This is a genomic window from Enterococcus sp. DIV2449a, assembly GCF_051711225.1.
Lineage (GTDB): Bacteria > Bacillota > Bacilli > Lactobacillales > Enterococcaceae > Enterococcus_D > Enterococcus_D casseliflavus.
In genome coordinates, this window is the sequence record NZ_JBIOME010000001.1 from 558,729 (window position 1) to 576,904 (window position 18,176).

At 41.4% G+C, this 18,176-nt stretch carries 16 protein-coding genes; 7 read left to right on the forward strand and 9 right to left on the reverse strand.

The features are described 5' to 3' along the window. Positions 1–18: 18 nt before the first annotated feature. The 6 genes from IGI76_RS02690 to IGI76_RS02715 form a co-directional block, all read right to left on the reverse strand. Positions 19–1,485 carry a PH domain-containing protein gene (locus tag IGI76_RS02690; RefSeq protein ID WP_086294555.1) on the reverse strand — a complete coding sequence of 489 codons (1,467 nt, stop codon included), beginning with the start codon at positions 1,483–1,485 and terminating at the stop codon, positions 19–21. Next, positions 1,475–1,966, reverse strand: a complete 492-nt coding sequence (locus tag IGI76_RS02695; RefSeq protein WP_086294556.1) for a PH domain-containing protein — start codon at positions 1,964–1,966, stop codon at positions 1,475–1,477. Before IGI76_RS02695 ends, IGI76_RS02690 begins: the two co-directional genes overlap by 11 nt. A 316-nt stretch (positions 1,967–2,282) precedes the next feature. Beyond that, on the reverse strand, positions 2,283–2,636 hold the full coding sequence (locus IGI76_RS02700; protein ID WP_086294557.1) for a DUF3784 domain-containing protein: 354 nt from the start codon (positions 2,634–2,636) through the stop codon (positions 2,283–2,285). Positions 2,637–2,697: 61 nt separating this feature from the next. Beyond that, positions 2,698–3,159: a GNAT family N-acetyltransferase gene (locus tag IGI76_RS02705; protein ID WP_333718955.1), complete on the reverse strand. Its 462-nt coding sequence runs from the start codon at positions 3,157–3,159 to the stop codon at positions 2,698–2,700. 99 nt (positions 3,160–3,258) lie between these two features. Continuing rightward, the gene (locus tag IGI76_RS02710) at positions 3,259–3,768 is read right to left on the reverse strand and encodes a helicase (RefSeq protein ID WP_271814176.1); all 510 of its coding nucleotides are present in this window, start codon (positions 3,766–3,768) and stop codon (positions 3,259–3,261) included. A 51-nt stretch (positions 3,769–3,819) separates the two neighbouring features. Continuing rightward, a complete protein-coding gene (locus IGI76_RS02715) occupies positions 3,820–4,728 on the reverse strand; it encodes a helix-turn-helix transcriptional regulator (RefSeq protein ID WP_271814110.1) in 909 nt (302 codons plus the stop codon). Between the two features lie 93 nt (positions 4,729–4,821). On the opposite strand from IGI76_RS02715, the gene IGI76_RS02720 reads away from it, so the two are divergent. From IGI76_RS02720 to IGI76_RS02730, 3 genes are all read left to right on the forward strand, one after another. Then, complete coding sequence (locus tag IGI76_RS02720; protein ID WP_128488312.1) at positions 4,822–5,250, forward strand: effector binding domain-containing protein; 429 nt, start codon at positions 4,822–4,824, stop codon at positions 5,248–5,250. Between the two features lie 15 nt (positions 5,251–5,265). Next, on the forward strand, positions 5,266–5,778 hold the full coding sequence (locus IGI76_RS02725) for a ClbS/DfsB family four-helix bundle protein (RefSeq protein ID WP_333718956.1): 513 nt from the start codon (positions 5,266–5,268) through the stop codon (positions 5,776–5,778). A 421-nt stretch (positions 5,779–6,199) separates the two neighbouring features. Then, positions 6,200–8,557, forward strand: coding sequence for an HAD-IC family P-type ATPase (locus tag IGI76_RS02730; protein WP_271814114.1), 2,358 nt, complete (start codon positions 6,200–6,202; stop codon positions 8,555–8,557). Positions 8,558–8,636: 79 nt separating this feature from the next. On the opposite strand, the gene IGI76_RS02735 is transcribed toward IGI76_RS02730, so the two are convergent. Together IGI76_RS02735 and IGI76_RS02740 are read right to left on the reverse strand one after the other, a co-directional pair. Beyond that, complete coding sequence (locus IGI76_RS02735) at positions 8,637–9,851, reverse strand: MFS transporter (protein ID WP_016609717.1); 1,215 nt, start codon at positions 9,849–9,851, stop codon at positions 8,637–8,639. Continuing rightward, positions 9,844–12,180, reverse strand: a complete 2,337-nt coding sequence (locus tag IGI76_RS02740) for a family 78 glycoside hydrolase catalytic domain (protein ID WP_333718957.1) — start codon at positions 12,178–12,180, stop codon at positions 9,844–9,846. Before IGI76_RS02740 ends, IGI76_RS02735 begins: the two co-directional genes overlap by 8 nt. 174 nt (positions 12,181–12,354) lie before the next feature. Here IGI76_RS02740 and IGI76_RS02745 point away from each other — a divergent pair, with 174 nt between their 5' ends. Together IGI76_RS02745 and IGI76_RS02750 are read left to right on the forward strand one after the other, a co-directional pair. Then, a complete protein-coding gene (locus tag IGI76_RS02745) occupies positions 12,355–13,362 on the forward strand; it encodes an AraC family transcriptional regulator (protein ID WP_194194195.1) in 1,008 nt (335 codons plus the stop codon). A 224-nt stretch (positions 13,363–13,586) separates the two neighbouring features. Continuing rightward, complete coding sequence (locus IGI76_RS02750; RefSeq protein ID WP_201691319.1) at positions 13,587–14,513, forward strand: LacI family DNA-binding transcriptional regulator; 927 nt, start codon at positions 13,587–13,589, stop codon at positions 14,511–14,513. Positions 14,514–14,926: 413 nt separating this feature from the next. Here IGI76_RS02750 and IGI76_RS02755 read toward each other — a convergent pair whose 3' ends face one another. Next, complete coding sequence (locus IGI76_RS02755; RefSeq protein WP_005227564.1) at positions 14,927–15,115, reverse strand: hypothetical protein; 189 nt, start codon at positions 15,113–15,115, stop codon at positions 14,927–14,929. Between the two features lie 954 nt (positions 15,116–16,069). Between IGI76_RS02755 and IGI76_RS02760 the strand changes: the two genes are divergently transcribed. Together IGI76_RS02760 and IGI76_RS02765 are read left to right on the forward strand one after the other, a co-directional pair. After that, positions 16,070–16,528, forward strand: coding sequence for a hypothetical protein (locus IGI76_RS02760; protein WP_333718958.1), 459 nt, complete (start codon positions 16,070–16,072; stop codon positions 16,526–16,528). Positions 16,529–16,851: 323 nt separating this feature from the next. After that, on the forward strand, positions 16,852–18,159 hold the full coding sequence (locus IGI76_RS02765; protein WP_333718959.1) for a DUF3440 domain-containing protein: 1,308 nt from the start codon (positions 16,852–16,854) through the stop codon (positions 18,157–18,159). Positions 18,160–18,176: the final 17 nt, after the last annotated feature.

Sequence of the window (18,176 nt, forward strand, 5' to 3'; positions counted from 1 at the left end):
TTGACGCTTTTTTATGAACTAAGACAAAAACCAGCGCCGTAAGTTTTCTGCTTCGGTTAATGGAAAATAGAACAGCTTACTTTCGGTGAGAGTATCTTCGGTTTTGATGGTTAGCTGTGACTTGCCAAGCCCTCTTTTGTGCTGCCAATGCGTGGTGGTGACAGTGAAATCTTGGATTTTATTTTTCTTCAGATAAGCGGTCACCTTCGTAAGACCGCGGATCGTTTGGCACAACAATACGTGGTTATCTAAAAATTGATAGCCTTGTATTTTGCCTCGCCAGATGCTTGATAACACGAAGGAGCCAAAGAACACGAAGAAAATCAGCGCTAACCACCAGAAAAAGAAGGCAGAGATTCCTACAGCAAGCAGTCCGATCAGCAGCGGCCAACGGCAGAAGTACCAAAAGTTGGGTCGTGGATTTTTCACTAGAGCGGTTTGTTGAAACGACCATTCGGGTAAAAAGCGGGTCAATGTTTCGGTCAGCTGCGCCTCTTTCAAAATGGGGAACAGATAGACCGTATCATCGCTTTCTGACGAACTGCCAGCAGCCAGCAGTAATTTGACGGAGCTTAGATGAAAGATTCTTCGATAAAGGTTTTGTTCGACACTCAGCCCTTGGATCCTAGCGAGGGGAATCGTTTGGTGTCGTTTAGAAAACAAGCCCTGCGTGATCAGCAGCTGTTGTTGGTTCGTTTCCACCGTAAAGCCATAATAACGGAAAAGATTTCTGGCGATCGCAAGGAAGAAAAACAAAATCAGCAGCCCGAGTAAAATTGCAGCACCTAATAAAAGGCCAAGTTGCTGCAATTCCGATGCATAGGCAAAGAGATTGGGAATGTTGTCGATCACGTTGTAGCCGATGACTAGAACCAAGGTGAAAACAGAAAAATCAGTGAGAGAAAACAAGAAAATCTCCTTGAATTTCAAAGTGAATGTTTCTAGCGGCGGCTTGGCTGACTTCTCAGCTGAAAACGCAGCGTAATCGTCGGTTGGTTCTTCTCTACTAGTTGTTTGGGCAGTCGGCTGTTGTGGTGTCGCAGCCGCCTTTTTTGACGCTTCGATAGAGGCAATGAGAGCCAGCGGCAATGCGGGGAAAAGAATTTCGGCTTCGCCACTCGAACTTGCGGCGCTTTCCAACTTCACTTCAGCTAGTTTAAACGGACGTAAATAAAAGTAATGATTCTCTTGAATCGTTTGGATGCGTTCAAATGGCAAAATCGTTTGTTTTTGGATAAAGAGTCCTTTGTTGACTAGTACACTCGTTTGATCGATTTGAAAGGTAAAGCGGACGTAAGACAGTACCGCAAAAATCAGACAGACCAGTAAAAATAGCAGAATGCCGCCCAGAATCATCGGAAAAGAAGGGGCGTCGTTGAATAATTTGAATACAAGCAGAAATGCTAGTACCAGAAAATTTTTGCAATTTTTGAACCAATAAAGACCGATACACAGCAACGGCAGTCGTTGTTTTTCATAGATCATCTTTGACCACCTCGACTAAATTCATGATGGTTTCTCGCAAGCGTTCGGCTTGTGCCACTGGCAAGCCTTCAATGGTGTGGTTGGTGGCAGCCGTATGGATCTGTAAGGAGACTAAAGCGTATTTTCGCAAAAAGATCCCTTGGTCCGTTTCGATGTGCTGGATTCGACGGATCGGAATATACGTGGTGCTGCGAAATAGATAGCCACGTTGAATAGCGATATCCTTTTCTTGGATCTCGTAGCGATGGAATTTGTAACGGTAGTTCATTAGCACAAAAGAAAGCAGATGGCTGATCAAAGTCAGCGCCAATAAGCTTGACCAAAGGGCGAACACCCAGAAATGAAGCCAGTTTTGCATGGATAAAAACCAAAAAGAAGCAGCGAAAAGTAAACTGAAAATGATTAGTGAAGTAATTGTCCGCAACCGCCAAACACGGATGATGGTCTGAGGCATTTGTTCATTTAATAAGGGATAATCCAAGGGAAACGTCCTCTCTATAAAAAAATGTCTAATAAGTATAAATATAATGGTGCAGTGTAAGAAAAACAAGAGGCAAGGGAGAATTCAGAAAGGACAGCTGGCTCGATTGCGAAAAGATATGTGAGAAATCTTCTTATAAAACAAGGAAGAACTGTCGTCTAATAACCTAAAAAAAAAACCGTCTTAGATGACGGTCCTAGGGGGATCACATTCAGATGCTTTCGTTTAAAACAACCAATCATTGGTTAAAAAAACTTGGATTACAGTGATCGCTTAGAAATACCTTATGAGTAAAACGAGAAATTCTCTCTTTATCTCAGTCTTTATTTATCGAATAGTACGAACGATTTTTTCGGACTTCATTGAAAATGAAGAGAACAAAAAGCAAGGTAAGGAGGGCACATACTATCCTAATTATTGACGAATCACCGATTTCTTCAAGCAGCAGGTAGAGCACAAGACCCAAAGACAAAACATAAACACCTGTCCAAAAGGTGCATTTGCTCATTGATTTTGAGATTGCCTGACTATCTGCTTGTGCTTTTTGGTTTTCAGTCAAATCATTGTATCCAGCTATCAAGAAGCCCCATTTTTGTTTGCGAAACTGAACACTACACAAAAAGCATCCGAGAGCAAATGCAACGACCAAAAGATAAATCAACCAATACAAGTTTCCTCACTCCTTTCTTATCGTTCAAGAACGATCGTTAGGTTTCGTGTTTCAACATCAGTTAATCAGCTAAACGTCGAACCATCGTAATATCTGTTTCCAAATAGCCCATTTTTTTGTATAGCTGATACGCAGACTGATTATGGGCAAAAACGTGCAAGCCGATTTCAATGATGCCTTGCTGGATCGCCCACTTTTCTAAAGCCTGTAACGCTTTGGTGCCATAGCCTTTTCCTCGCTGGTCTTCCTCGATGATAAAGTCATAGATGAAGGCTTTCTGGGCAGCTGTGTTGACCCAAATCACCCCGATCGGTTCACTAAAATCAGCTGCAAATAAAGAAAACAAGTGATTGTTTTCGGTGGCAGTCCCTTGAGGAAGTAAAGAAGCAAAGCTTTCTTTGGCTAGGGCGAGGGCCTCGTCTTTGGCCCATGTGCCTGCTTGGACTTTGTCATTGGCGTATTCGAAAACTGCATTGGTTAAGTAGGCAGCATAGTCGCTGTCTTTCATTGGGATTAAGTTCATCTATTTCTCCTTTTGTCCTTTTCGGCTCTTCTTAACCTACAGAATGATTGTAGGCAATGAGAAACAAAGACATTTGATATGAAACGGTTTGTTTCCCCTTCAGTTGAGACGCTCTGACAGCGGGTCTCGTCGTTGAAACAAAAACAGGTCATCCGGTGCAAACTGGTGTCGTGCATCGCAGGTATAGCCTCGTAGCCAGTCAATCCCATCGATGCGGCGAACGTAGAATCCTTTGGGGAAATCGTCGGTTTTTTCCAAAGGCACAGAAGCGATCGTGATTGCGGCAGCTGGCGCTTTTCCTTGGGATTTCAATCCGGTACTATTTGCCAGTTGGCGATAGCCCAGACGAAAGTGTAAGGCCATTTCCAAGGTACAACAAGTCAATCCATAAGGAGGCGCAGCTGCAAAAATCTCCGTCAAAGAGCCGCCTTGGGGGAGTCCCAGTTCTTTAAGGGGAACAATCACACAAGCAGCACGCTGTTTATCGGCACTGAAGGAGAGCTGGGGATGGCGCAAGAGCTGGTTGGCATACGCGTTTAAGTGAATCTGATTTTCTTCCAACTGCTGGCAAAGGCGGTTTAGCGAAACCCCGCCATACTGTACGATCACTTCTTTCAAAATCAAACACTCCTTTCAATAGGGATCCTTTTCTTAAACAAATCAATTCGCACCCTCGTTCTTGGACAAATTGGCATAAATCGCAGCAACTTCTTCTTGGTAACGATTCTTTAGTCGAGGGGGACTTAAAATGCGTAGGCTTTTTCCAAAAGAGAACAAATAGGGCACTACCCAGCTTTCCTCGGGCAAATCAACGGTAACGACAGCAGTGCCTTCCTCCGTCAAAGTAATATCCTGATGATCGAACTCATCATATACCCGATAAAGAACGTCGGCTTGAAAGAATAGACGCGCAGGATAGGTGTCAACAGTCAACTCAATGGCAGAATCAGGCGCAGTGACTGGGAAAAAATGCTGGTCAGTGACGTAGACCTGACTCATGCGGCTGATTTTAAATGTCCGAAAGGCATTCTTTTGCTGGTCGAAGGCTTGCAGATACCAAGCTTGCGAGCGAAAAAGCAGTTTATAAGGCTGGCAGATGCGTTTTTGCAGTCCCTGTTTACTGATATAGTCAAAGGTGATCACGTGGTTTGTTAAAATACTCTTTTTTAATAAATCAAACGTGTCGTTGCCGTTTTCTCGCCGATGCCAAGTGGAAAAATCCACTTCTAGCCAATCAGCATCGGGCTGCTTAAACAAGGATTGCAGTTTTGCCAGCGATTGCCCACTGATCTGTGGCGTCAGCTGGCGAATCCCTTTCAACGCCAAAAGCAGGTTTTTCCGTTCTTCCTCTGATAATAACACTTTATCCAACATAAAACTGCTTAACAAATAAACGCCGCCATTTCGACCCGTTTCGGTATAGATGGGCACGCCAATACTGCTTAGGGTATTGATATCTCTGGTGATGGTGCGAGTCGAGACTTCAAATTGTTTGGCTAATTCAGAAGTGGTTGCTTTTTCATGATTCAACAGGTGGTAGATAAGGCCGAATAGGCGTGTCGTGCTCACTTGGTTTACTCCTTTTATAAAAAGATGATAAAACACTGACACAAGGTGTCTAGGTTTCTATCGTATCATAAAGACAAAGAAGGAGGAACTCCAATGAAATTTTCGATAATGGCAACGGAAAGAACCAATAATTTTACTGATCCAGCGATTCAAGCAAAAATCACTGGCTTATGGGAGAAAAACAGCGAGGCGGTCAAGAAAGCCGCAGAAAAAGGAACGGTCATCGCTTGCGTTTACCACGAGTATGAGTCAAACTATCAAGGAGACTATGCCGTTTCGCTTTGTTTCGAAGAAACGGAGCAAGCAGACTTTGATACAGAAAAATATACTTGGAAAAAGTATCCGATCGATCGGCGCGATGCGCAGGGCATTTTGACTACTTGGCGTCAAATCTGGTCTGAGGAAGAAAACCAGCAGCTGCAGCGCAAGTATTCCTTTGATTTTGAACAGTATGCACCAGACGGCGAGGTGACGATTTTTATCGCCATTGCTGAAAGCGACAAAGAGCAGCTATTTTCCTGAATAGGAGGACAAACAATGAGACAATATGAAAGCAAAGCAGCGCTGATCCAAGAGATCGCAGAACGTTACCAAAAATTTCGCCAAGAATTTGATGAAATTCCTGAAGCCTTGCGAAATCAACGGATAGCAAGTGTCGACAAGACCCCTTCAGAAAACTTGTCTTACCAAATCGGCTGGGTCAGTTTGTTATTGTCATGGGAAGCACAGGAACAGCAAGGGATGAGCTTTCACTCACCTGCTGACGGGTACAAATGGAACAACCTTGGCGGATTGTATCAATCTTTTTATCAGACATACGGCAGTTTGACCTTAGCACAGCAACAAGAGCTCTTAGACCAAAAAGTGACGGCCCTTTGCCAGTGGATCGAGGGCTTATCCGATCAGGAATTGTTTGAAGCAAGGCAGCGGGATTGGGCAACCACCAAAGCACAGTGGCCAGTCTATAAGTGGATCCATATCAATACAGTAGCACCCTTTACCAATTTCCGAACGAAAATCCGAAAATGGAAAAAGGAAGCACTGCATTGATCAATAAAAGAAGCAAGCTGGTTGAGCGTTTTTAGCAACTGAGGGAACAGCTGACTTAAAGAATTGTTAAACAGTTGATCTGTGAAGGTCAGCTGTTTTTTTGTTTTGTGTCATCGCAAGAAACCACCTGGAAAGCCTATGCTAGCTTATTGTCTAGTCGGTTCAGTTTAAGGAATAAACTGTTATTTTAATTCCTAAAGTGACGCGAAGGTGACAAAAATGAAACGCCAATTCGTAAAAGGGTATGCTATATTTTAAACAGTACTTGTTTTTTTACAGAAAAAAAGCGGGGAGTCGATGGCGTATCTTACGCAATCGACGCCAATTGTTTTTATAGAAAAAACACAAAACCATTCCCAAGTCTGATGCAAGTTTGCTGAATATTCAGCAAAATAAAAGTAAATGACTAAGAATAGAAAGGGTGAGGATCATCGAAAACAACCAAACCATTGGCTTGACGTCAGGAGAAGTCAAGGCGCGGGTGCAGCGCGGTCAAGTCAATAAGACAAAAAAGGATACGACGAATACGTACCCGAAAATCCTTTTTACTAATATCTTTACCTTTTTCAATTTGATCAACTGTGTCCTATTCTTTCTCGTCTGTTTGACGGGTTCTTATCAAAACGGCTTGTTCGTTTTTGTTGTCTTCAGCAATGTGATCATCAATCTCTTTCAAGAAGTTCGTTCCAAACGAACGCTGGATAAGCTGGCATTGCTAAAAGTTGCCAAAGCCGATGTTTATCGGGATGGCAAGCTAGAGAATTTGCCGATCCACAAACTCGTAATGGATGATGTGTTACGACTGAAAAGCGGGGATCAAGTGCCGACGGATGCCAAAGTTATTCAAGGATCTTTAGAGGTCAATGAATCCTTGCTGACTGGTGAAATGGATACGATCTACAAGCAGCCAGCAGACGAGTTGTTTTCTGGCAGTTTTATCACTGCTGGCGAAGCGTTATGCCAAGTGATCCACGTAGGCGCTGACAACTATATCGCAAAAATCAACAAAGAAGCCAAAACCATCAAACGACAAAAATACTTGATCCAAGGCAGTCTAAACAAAATCATTCGTTGGATCAGTCTGATTTTGGTCCCATTATGTACCCTCTTGTTCGTTAAACAGTTCTATTTTTCTCATGCAACTTTCAACACCGCCATCTTACGGACGGTGGCGGCAGCTGTGGGAATGTTCCCCGAAGGTTTGTTTTTATTGACGAGTGTCACGTTGACCATCAGTGCCGTCTATCTGGCGCGCAAAAAAGTGATGGTGCAGGAATTGAACTGCATTGATGCCTTGGCACGGGTCGATGTTCTTTGCTTAGATAAAACGGGCACGATCACCGAAGGCAAGATGACGGTGGAAAAGACGATTTCCTTTCAATCGGACACACCGTTGGCAGAAATCACTGGTAACTTAATGGCGCAGCTACCCGATCAGAACCCAACGGCAATGGCGCTGCGAACCTTTTTCCCAGAAAAAACGACGTACCAGATGCAGCAAGTCGTCCCTTTTTCATCAGATCGTAAATTCAGTTGCGTCACGTTTGAAGGACAAGGTACTTATTTCATCGGAGCTGCGTCGATTTTACTGGGAACCAACCATGAAGCTGTTTTAAAACAGGAAAGGCAGCTGGCAGAAGAAGGCTACCGTGTGATCGTTTTGGCTCACAGTACGCAAGGCTATGAGGAGGCAGGACTGCCGACGGATATTGAACCGTTAGGATTTTATTTACTGTCAGACACGATCCGTGAAGATGCCAAAGAGACCTTGGAGTATTTTCGTTCACAGGCAATCCAATGCAAGATCATCTCTGGCGATGATCCAGTGACAGTCAGTCAAATCGCGAAAAAAGTCAATCTACCAGGAGCAGCTGATTTTATCGATGTGTCAAAATTAACTGCGACCGAATTAAAAGAAGCTGTCAGCAACTATCAGATTTTTGGTCGAGTGACGCCGCAACAAAAGAAAGAAATGGTGCTCTACTTGAAAGAACAAGGGCATACCGTCGCAATGACTGGCGATGGCGTCAACGATGTTTTGGCGCTAAAAGAAGCCGACTGCTCGATCGCAATGGCTTCTGGTGTTGATGCTGCGCGTCAAGTGTCAAATCTGGTTCTTTTGGAAAATCAATTTGATGCTTTGCCATCGGTCATGGATGAAGGCCGCCGAGTGATCAATAACATTACCCGCTCAGGTTCATTGGTGCTAGTGCAAGTCTTATTTTCCATCATGATCACCATGGGGACGTTGTTATCAGGAACGACCTATCCTTTTGAGCCGATCCAATTAACGATCATCAATGCCTGCTTTGTCGGCATTCCGACCTTCTTTTTAAACTTTGAACCAGACTTCAATCGGATCAAAGGGGACTTTATGACGACGATTTTCAAAAATGCTTTTCCAACAGCCTTGACGATTACGGTAGGAACTTTGCTGATCATCAACTTTGGCTATTGGTTCAACAGCAGCAGTAAAGCTCTATCGATCATGAGCATTATTTTTACTGCTTGGAACTATCGCTTGATCCAGAAAAAAGTCTATCCAGCGATCAACAGCTATCGAACGATGATTTTTTTCAGCACTCAGATCTTGTACTTTGCTGCTTTGATCGTCGGTCGCGACCTCTTTAACCTAGGCAATACCAGCTATCTCAACCTCATTCTCTTGATTGCCTTGTTGAATTTTTCCGCCTACATGCAACGCTTTGCGGATAAGGGCATCGAGCTGCTGATGCGAAGATATACGAAGAAACGAGCGCTGCAGAAAGTGCAAAACTAATAGAACAAGCCTGAAATGATGGATACCACTCATTTCAGGCTTATTTTTTTGCAAAGAGGAGCTTTAAGCAATCATATTATCAAGACTGAACCTGTGAAAGGGAATCCTTGTCTAGGGGAGCTTGATTCAATGCACGTTTGCCGATATTGGTTACTAAGACGATTAGACTAATGATCACGCAAGCAATTCCACCGAATAAGAAGGCTTGTTCACCGGGATTAATCGTTAACCAACTTAGGATGATTGGTGAAAAAATACCGCCCAGTGAGTTCAAAAATTGGAACACGGACATAGCAATTGCAATCTCAAAAGGCCGTGCCTTCAAAGAGATATAGTAAGGAATGGTGGCCATAACCATAGCCATAGCAAATCCTGATAGAATAGCGCCGATAGACATGGTCAATACCGTTGAAGAAAAACGGCTGATCAAAAACGTCAAAGCTAACGATAGAAATCCTAATGCAAGTGTTTTATCTTTTGTCACGCGATTGATGTATTTCAAACTGAAGCCGGCAATGAACCCACCGACCGTTCCAATTGCATTGACTAATCCAGTCGTACTTGTACCGCCAATTTCTTTATGATTGATCAAAATAGAGAGATTACTTGGATAAATTGTGTAAATAAATGACATGAAAAATGAGAGCCCTGCAATAACAAAAATCAGTTTACTCATTGATTTTAAAACATCAATAGGAGCTAAGGCGGGCTGGCTCTTTTTATCAGCCGCCGTTTTTTGAATAATTTTATCCATAGGCAGATTAATTAGCAATAATAAGAAGATCAGGATGGTTATTAGAAAAATGTAGTAGGTATTCTGCCAATTTGATGCCCCTAACAACCCGCCACCCAGCATCATTACGACGGAGCCTAGCGAAGTAATTGCTGTTCCGATACCCATTAAGCCGGCTCGTTCTTCTCCTTCAAAGTACTCTGAGAGCAACATAGGACTGAGTGTATTCATAAAACCAATCCCAATGCCCAAAATAAGCGCAAACCCCAATAGGAGATTGATGCTTGAATGAAAGAAGATAGGGACTAATCCTCCAATAGCTGTTAAAAGAATTCCGAAGAGAGCTAAGATTTTTTTTGGGCATTTCATCGCTAATACTCCTACGAATAGTGTGGTAATCAAAGACCCTAAACTAGGGATCGTACCGATCATTTGAATCTTCGCAATCGGTTCATTAGGAAAATCAGCAATAATGGCACTGTAAGCATTCGTCACAACTAAGGCACTCATACTCATAAAACTTAGACTAATGATGCCGATTTTTAACCTCAATTTACTCATATATTTTCTCTCCTTTAATCGTTAAATGATGTTCGCCAGATGTTAAAACTTTTGAGCTCTCTCCATATTGGAAGACTGCGGTTGTATTCTGTGGCACACATAAATGGAATTGGTCATTGCTTCGTTCGATCTCAATGTCACCATATGCCGTTGTATAGTTCAAGTGATAACTTGGGATCACGTTTTGCTCAAGCGGTGAAATTGTAAAAGAAGTAAAACCAGGTTCTGTTACTTGCAATCCTGCCAAACGTCTCACTAGCCAATCCCCAACACAACCAAATGCATAGTGGTTGAAAGAAAAATTACAGACTGTACCATCAGGTTGAATCGATGCCCATGATTCCCAAATCGTCGTTGCCCCATGTTTGACTTCGTAAAGCCAAGAAGGGCATTCCTCTTGTAGTAAGAGCTTCAGTGCCAATTCTTGATAGCCATAATCACAAAGAACGTCAAGGAGATAAGGGATGGATAAAAACCCAGTGTCTAAGCAATAATTGTTTGCAATAATCAGTTCGGATAGTCTTGCTGCTGCAGCTTTTGCCGCTGTTTCATCTAAAAGACCAAACGCGAGTGCGATCACATAGCTTCCTTGAAAATCAGCGGTAAGGTGATCATCGTGCCAGTAATATTTCTGAAAAGCAGCTTTTACCTTATGACTAAAATCATTCCAATCTTCTTCCTCTTCATCCAGTAGCTGGCTGATTTGAGCAAAAAGTTGAGACGAGTGTGCTAGAAAAGCCGTACCGAAAAGGTCTTTCGTGACGAATGCCGTTTCCATCGGACCTTTCGCATCTTCTCCGATCATAAAGCTAGGAAACATCCAGTCACCAAAATGAAACTTTGTATCCCATAAATATTGTTTGTCATCCTTCTTGTCTGCAGCTGCGCTTTTTCGACTAAAGGAGAGCCAACGCTTCATTGCTTGATAATTCTCGGCTAAAATTTCTAACTTGCCATACCGTTGATACAATGTCCAAGGAAGTAAGACGATTGCGTCACCCCAACCAGCAGAAGACAAAGAACCAGTAAGTGACTCTCCTTCAAAATAATCTCGTGGGGCAGGGGTATAGTCGACGATTTGTCCATCTACTTGTTGCTCCAATCGAACGTTGTCTAGCCAACGCCCTAAGAAGTCATAAACATCCATAAAGAAAGTTGCTGTGGGTCCGAACACTTGAATGTCACCTGTCCAGCCGACCCGTTCCCGTTGCGGACAATCTGTTGGAATCGATAGCATATTCCCTTTTTGACTCCATTGAATATTCTCAATCAGCTGATTTATTTTTTGATTGGATGTAGTAAAAGAGCCGGTTGCTTTCATATCAGAATAAATCGCATATGCCCAAACAGACTGTTTATCAGGCAGGACGTCAAGCCCGTCAATTTTGATGTAGCGAAATCCGTGAAAGGTAAAATCAGGCTCTAGGCAGGCTTCACGTCCGTTGCCAATAAATACATCTTTTTGGTCTTTGTTTCTTCCAACGATATTATTGAAAAAATGCCCCTCCCGATCGAGCACTTCGCTATGCTCAATGGTGATTTCCTGTCCATCAGCCAATGGAATCTGTAACTGGACGCGACCTGCGATCACTTGGCCGAAGTCTACGATCACAGCGTCCTTTTCCCACCAAACACTCTTTGCTGCAAGCTTTTCTTGGCGTTTGACTTGCGGTCCTCTTTGAGGAGTCAAATGATCGAAGCCATAATCTGCTTTTGACACTTTCGTAAATCCAGTTAAGTCAAAATCGGTTTCCCAGTTTTCCTTTTCTAAACGCAAATCTTGTTTTTCACCAATAAAAAGATCACTGTAGACATATTTGCCATGGCTGCTAAAAAAATCTTCGTCTGTCACAATGGTTTCATACGTATCGTCGGTATAGTAGATTTCGATTTCTCCTAAGATACCTAGTCGATCACCGAATTGAGCACTGCCGCCGCTGACACTGACCCTGCCGGCGTACCAACCGTCAGCTAACGTAACTGACCAAACATTTTTTTCTTTTAACAAGTGAGTCACATCATATGTCTGGTATTGAAGATACTGCGTGTAAGAGGTATAATCTGGCGCAAATAAGGCTTCTGATACAGCTTGCCCGTTGATTTTTGCTTGGTAGATGCCGTGTGCCGTCATCGTAAGGGATGCTTGTTTGATAGACTTGTTTTCAACAGTGAATATCTTTTTCAAATAATGTGGTGGGAGTAACCTTTCTTCGGGAGGATCCTGCACAACTTTTTTTCCTGAAAACATATCCGCCAAACTGAATGGTGGTTCTTTTCGAGTTGGCTCTTGCTGCGGTTCGATCCAAGTCGCTTGCCATTTTTTTGTCATAAACTGTCCTTCTTTCTTTCAACATTTGCCCTAAATGAAGCTTGCAATTCTTCTAATGGCTTGTTAGTATTACTACTAAGTTTTTGATACCTAAATTGTAAGCGCTATTCTTTTTTGTGTCTTAGCTATTATTGCCAACCCGATTAGTAAAAAAAGACATTGGAGGATTTCACAATGGCGACACTAACGATTCTTGAAAAAGCATTAAAAGAAGTTTATTTGGCTTGCCCAGAATTAGAACTCCAGGTACCGTTTCATGACAAAGTAATTCCCAAAAATTTAGCCTCAAGCAAACGGTTGATCCTAGAACAAATTTTCTCGGAATTCAGACCAGAACTCTCGGAGCACTACTTGATCGAAGAAGATGCTGACATTCAAGTGATTAGACACATTCGCTATTTACCGGCAAATTACCATGCACATGAATTTTTTGAAATGATTTATGTATTAAATGGTAGCTGTTATAATTTTTTTGAAAATCAGACCTATGAATTGAAAAAAGGGGATGTTGTGATCATTGCACCAAGGACTACCCATGCTATTAGTGGATTTACCGATGATTTAGAAGCTTTCAATATTTTGATTCGTAAAAGTACATTCAATGCTTCTTTTTTCGGTTTATTAGAGGATAAGGATATTTTATCGCACTTCTTTTTAAATGCACTTTACGAAAACAGCAAGCGATTTCTTTATTTTCATACGAAGCCAGCTGCTGATTTATCAGAAGGAATTTTATTGATGACAGAAGAAATCAATAAAACGGATGGTTATTCTCAAAGAATGTTGAAGAATATTCTTGATACTTTTTTTATCAGGCTTTTAAGGGGATTACAAACCAATCAAGTCAGCCTAGATACTGAAGCGGGAGAGGAGTCAGAAATAATCGATATGCTTCAATATTTGCAGAATCATTTTGCAGAAGTATCAATTGCCGACTTATCTAAGAAGTTCAACTATAGCCAGCGACAAATTGCACGTATTCTAAAAAATAAAACTGGTAAAACTTTTTCACAATTGATATTGGAAATGAAAATCAGCAAAGCCAAAGTCTATTTAAAACAAACCAACTTACCCATCCAAGAAATTGCTGAACTCGTCGGTTATAGCGATTTGAGTAATTTTTATCGCTATTTTTTTAAAGTAACGGGTTGTTCGCCAAAGCAGTTTAGAGAAATGAATTGAGCGCTTATCAAAGAGAACTGCTCTTCTAGAGATGTTGAGCAGTTTTTTCGTATGCTAGGTAGTAGTTAAAGAAAAATAATGTGGGCAATAGTCTTGCTATGAAACTCGTTTCATACCGTACAATCAATCAAGAGACCTTTTCAGAAAATTGTCGAAAGTGGAACAACTAATTTTCTATGGTAGACTTAGGTCATTAGCAAAACAATCAGATAGGAATGAAAGAAATGGCAACGATTCGCGATATAGCAAAAATTACTGGTTTTTCGATCACGACGGTCTCTCGTGTGATCAATGGCCATCCTTATGTTGATGAGCAAAAGCGAGCAGCGATTTTGGCGGTGATGGAAGAACTGGATTACAAACCGAATAAAATCGCCCAAAAACTTAGCTCGGGGAAAACCTATAATATTGGAGTCATCGTACCGTTTGTCAATCACGCCTTCTTTGATGGAATTTTAAATGGCATCATGGAAGAAGCCTTTGCCCAAAAATACAAGGTGACGTTGCTTCCGACCAATTTTGATCGGAAGCTGGAGCTAGAATATCTAGAAGAATTCGCTGCAAAGGGATTTGACGGCTTGATCGTCATCACCCGCGCAAATCATATAGAGACATTTTATCCCTACATGGAAAAAGGACCGATTGTTTTTTGTGAAAATTCGACCGGTACTGCCGTTCCTTTCGTTGCGATCGACTTGGTCGGCTCTGTGACAGCCAGTATCAATTATTTGAAAGAACAAGGTGTAAAACGCTTGGGACTGACGCTAGGGCGCAGCAAACGCCTCAGCTGCAATTCAGTCAACACGATCGCAAAAGCCAAGGAGCTGTTTCCTACTTTTTCTGAAGCGGATATTTATTGGGATTGCATCAAAGCACAAGATGGGATTCCCGCAGCCGCATTTTTTAAGGAACGAGGAATCGATGGGGTGATCACAAATGGGGACGAGATCGCAGCGATGATCTTAAATCAATACTCCCACGGGACAGCACCCATCGTGATTGGGCAAGAAAACCTGCTCATCAGTCATATGCTGCACTTTTCTTCCGTTGAGTTTCATCTGGATCAATGCGGCAAAGAAGCCTTTCGCTTGTTTCAAGAAAGAAAACAAGAGCAGATCATTCTGCCTTACGAACTTATTATTCGTGAATAATCATCGTTATAAAAAAACACACCTTTTCGTCGAGAGGTGTGTTTTTGCCTGCTTTTTAAAGGGAATTTGAGGAAGGAAAATAAAAAAATAAAGAAAAAATCAATTTTGAATGCTTGCTTTTCACAGAGTAAAGGGCTACCATTGGTCTGTGGCTTTTTCGCCACAAAATAGGAAACGTATCAGACAAGAGTACTTGGGGAAGATTCTCTTGGGGGAAGCCTGATACGTTTCCTTTTGTTCATTCTAACACTATTTATATATAAAGTAGAGAGATATTGAGTAGATAAATAAAAATACTACTGTAATTGATGAATAGGAAAAAGGCAATCTCACAGACGAGTATCTCTGGAGCGATTTCCTACAACATGCTGGATGGCAAATTGCTCCATCATGTTTTGATTAATTACAAAGCATCAACTAACTAATTGTGTGGCACCAACTAGAAAATTACATAGCTTAGCAACACCTGTTTCAGCTGTTTCTTTGATTAGAACAGTTGCAGTATTTTCGTAAACATGAATCACACTAACTTCTTGTAAACCGGTAAAGCCAATAACATTTGCCTGATAGTTTTGACCAGGGAACACTTGGTATTTTTCCATGTTTTTATCTCCTTCATTATTCTTATTTCAAAAGAATAATAATTAAAATTTAAGAAAAAGTAAAGTGAAACGATTTTTCATTCAAAAACACAGCTCTTTGGCGTTTGTCTCGAGTAGTTTCGATCTTTTTCTGCAATTTTTCATTATTTTTTTCAATAAATATGCGGTGGCTTATTGAACTTTATTCAAGAATATGTGCCTCTTTTTTTAGCAGCAACCACAGATTTCATCTAAACGAATGGGAGAAAACAGCAGCTGAATTGTTTGTTTTGTACCGGATTGGGGCTTATAATAAAAATAGGAAGAAGGATCGACGTCACCGCTTCCTAAATCAATTGAAAAGGGCGTGGAAGTTATGGAAAACGTATACCGAAATAACTTTGTCAAAAGAACTATTCAACTGATGTTTGCACCAAAAAAAATCAGAAAGCGTCCACCAGAACAATGGATCAAAATGCCTACCGACCGAGGTATTCGGAGAAAGGACGCGTGATCCAGCATCTCGCAGCTATGCGTGAAATAGTATTTGAAGAGAAAAGAACGTTAGGAAGTCCCGAACGCGGGACTTCCTTTTTTGTGTCAGTGACATTGGGAATTTAACGAGAAAGTAGTTGCCAGCAGGTTCTCTTGTGAAGGGCTCCTTTCAGAAAAGGATATAAAAGGAAGCTTGCACTTTTCCTAGCGCTCAATAGACGAACGGAAGAAATCAATAGATAGCAGTGTTAGTGGATAAAGGATCGAAAGGATTCTTTCCAGCTGTTTTCAATTTTAAATTGGGTTTTCCAAAAAGTATGATATTCAAAGTGGCGTTAGTCTACCTACGTTATCAGAATGGATGATTGATAAAAGAAGGGGAATATAAAAGCCACTTTTTTCGCACATAGATTCTGTTAAAATAAACTTAGAGGTTCAAACCTGTAAAATAATCTTATAATTTTTAAAGAAGGTGAAAGCATGGACTACCCAGAAATCGCAGGTCATTTCCAGACAACATCCTTTGATCCCCAACCGTTTGTGCAAACGGCGATCGATGATCGAAAGGTAAGAGAGAGGCTAGTGGAGAATATCGTTGATGGTCAAAATCATATCAATGAGTATTTTAATAGTTATTTGATCATTAAAGAAGTAGCCGTTAAAAACCCTGAGCTGATTTATGATGAATGGGAACGGATCTGGGCATTGCATACCCATAAAAACTCCTATCATCGGTGGATCGCTCATGATTTGATCACTCAACTTTTGGTGATTGATCATGAAGACAAGTTTGAAGGGATCAAGCAAGAGTATGTACTGCTGCCAAAAGAAGAAAAAATCAGTAATTACAAGAAGATGTCTGAAAATATCCAAAAGGCTATGAAGCTCAAAGACCTCAGCAAAGAAATTTCACTGTTATGGAAAATTAAGTACATGTGATGAATGAACGGATAATCAGGTTGATGGTATTGCTTTCTATTAGCTAAATCATAGAAACAACAGGCTATCTTTTTGTGATTGAAAAAAGAGCAGATGTATCAGTAGCAAGCAGCGATTACGAAGTTTAAAAAATTGATATCTCTGATTTTTTTAGCCTGTAGTTGACTCATTATCCGATACTGAGCGCGCGTATTTCAACATGTCGCTGTATGAAATAACAGGGAAATCTCCCTTAAGTCCTTGTAAGAAGCCAAGTGAAACTTTATACTAGAATGTAATACTTATTCAAAAAAAGGACAAATAAAATGAGGACATGAGCTTTTATGAAGAAATATTGTAAGGAAAATGTGCTAGAAGCGGCGATGACGCGTCTGGAATATATTTTTGATACCTTTCCCCATGTGTATTTCTCTTTCAGTGGCGGAAAAGATAGCGGGGCCATGATTCAGTTGGCTGACCAAGTCGCACAGAAAAAAAAGAAAACTTTTGATCTGCTGATTTTAGATATCGAAGCAAATTATGACGCTACGAGAACGTTCATGGAAAAAATCAAAGCGTTACCAAGTATCAATCAAACCTTCCACTTCTGTTTGCCCTTTTACGAGGACAACAATACCAGCGTCTTTCAGCCACAATGGTTGATGTGGGATGAACAAGAACGTGAGAAGTGGGTACAACCGATGCCAAAAGATGCGATTTCACTTGCTGATTTGGATGAATCATTGATGGAAATCTATCAGAGTGCAAATATGAACCCTGATAAGTTTTTACGAAACTTTGCTCATTGGTACGCAAGCTATCATCAGTTTGAGCCGGTTGCTTGTGGTGTGGGGATACGAACCCAGGAAAGTCTGTATCGGTATCGATCGATCACATCGCCAAAGTATAACTTTCGGAAGCAATGCTGGATCAAACGGCAAGTAGCAGATTCAATGGTCGTTAATTTTTACCCAATCTATGATTGGAAAACCGAAGATGTGTGGGGAGCCTATGCCCATTTTGACTGGCCGATCAATGGCTTTTATGAAAAGTTGTATGATCATGGCGTTCCGATCCATCAAATGCGGATCTGTCAGCCTTACGGTATGCAGCAACGAAAAGGCTTGTACCAATATGCTTTGGTGGAACCGGAAACGTGGGAACGCGTCGTAAATCGTGTGTCAGGAGCCAATTTTGGTCGATTGTATGCCCAGACAGGATTGCTGGCGCATTACAATACGAGAAAGCCCAGTCATATGACTTGGCAAGAGTATGCGGTCTTTTTACTGGAATCAATTGGACTTTATTCAAAGAAATTACAGGATCATTATTACCGCAAAATCACGATCTTGATTGATCATTATCGAGAAAAGCATGGGATCGAAGTGGAAGATATACCCGATGTGACCAAACGTAAGGACTGGCTGAAAAACGAAGTACTCTGGCATGACTGGAAAGGGATCGCTCGTGTGTTAGAAAAAAATGATTTTTCTTTGAGTACGCGACAATATAGTTTGACGAAAAAAGATGAGTCTGAATTGTATGAGTTGGCGGTCGATTTTGGGGCGGCTTTGGGGATCGAGCATTTACCCAAGTATCAGTTAAAAAAATTGAATGCCAAATACGAGTATTTAACGAAAAAAATCACCTAACGATGGACGAGTGCGTC

What these genes read in the sequence shown, in the direction of transcription:
- IGI76_RS02690 (WP_086294555.1), bottom strand. Translation starts at nt 1,485, where the DNA reads ATGATCTATGAAAAACAACGACTGCCGTTGCTGTGTATCGGTCTTTAT.
- IGI76_RS02705 (WP_333718955.1), bottom strand. Translation starts at nt 3,159, where the DNA reads ATGAACTTAATCCCAATGAAAGACAGCGACTATGCTGCCTACTTAACC.
- IGI76_RS02720 (WP_128488312.1), top strand. Translation starts at nt 4,822, where the DNA reads ATGAAATTTTCGATAATGGCAACGGAAAGAACCAATAATTTTACTGAT.
- IGI76_RS02725 (WP_333718956.1), top strand. Translation starts at nt 5,266, where the DNA reads ATGAGACAATATGAAAGCAAAGCAGCGCTGATCCAAGAGATCGCAGAA.
- IGI76_RS02735 (WP_016609717.1), bottom strand. Translation starts at nt 9,851, where the DNA reads ATGAGTAAATTGAGGTTAAAAATCGGCATCATTAGTCTAAGTTTTATG.
- IGI76_RS02740 (WP_333718957.1), bottom strand. Translation starts at nt 12,180, where the DNA reads ATGACAAAAAAATGGCAAGCGACTTGGATCGAACCGCAGCAAGAGCCA.
- IGI76_RS02745 (WP_194194195.1), top strand. Translation starts at nt 12,355, where the DNA reads ATGGCGACACTAACGATTCTTGAAAAAGCATTAAAAGAAGTTTATTTG.
- IGI76_RS02750 (WP_201691319.1), top strand. Translation starts at nt 13,587, where the DNA reads ATGGCAACGATTCGCGATATAGCAAAAATTACTGGTTTTTCGATCACG.
- IGI76_RS02755 (WP_005227564.1), bottom strand. Translation starts at nt 15,115, where the DNA reads ATGGAAAAATACCAAGTGTTCCCTGGTCAAAACTATCAGGCAAATGTT.
- IGI76_RS02760 (WP_333718958.1), top strand. Translation starts at nt 16,070, where the DNA reads ATGGACTACCCAGAAATCGCAGGTCATTTCCAGACAACATCCTTTGAT.
- IGI76_RS02765 (WP_333718959.1), top strand. Translation starts at nt 16,852, where the DNA reads ATGAAGAAATATTGTAAGGAAAATGTGCTAGAAGCGGCGATGACGCGT.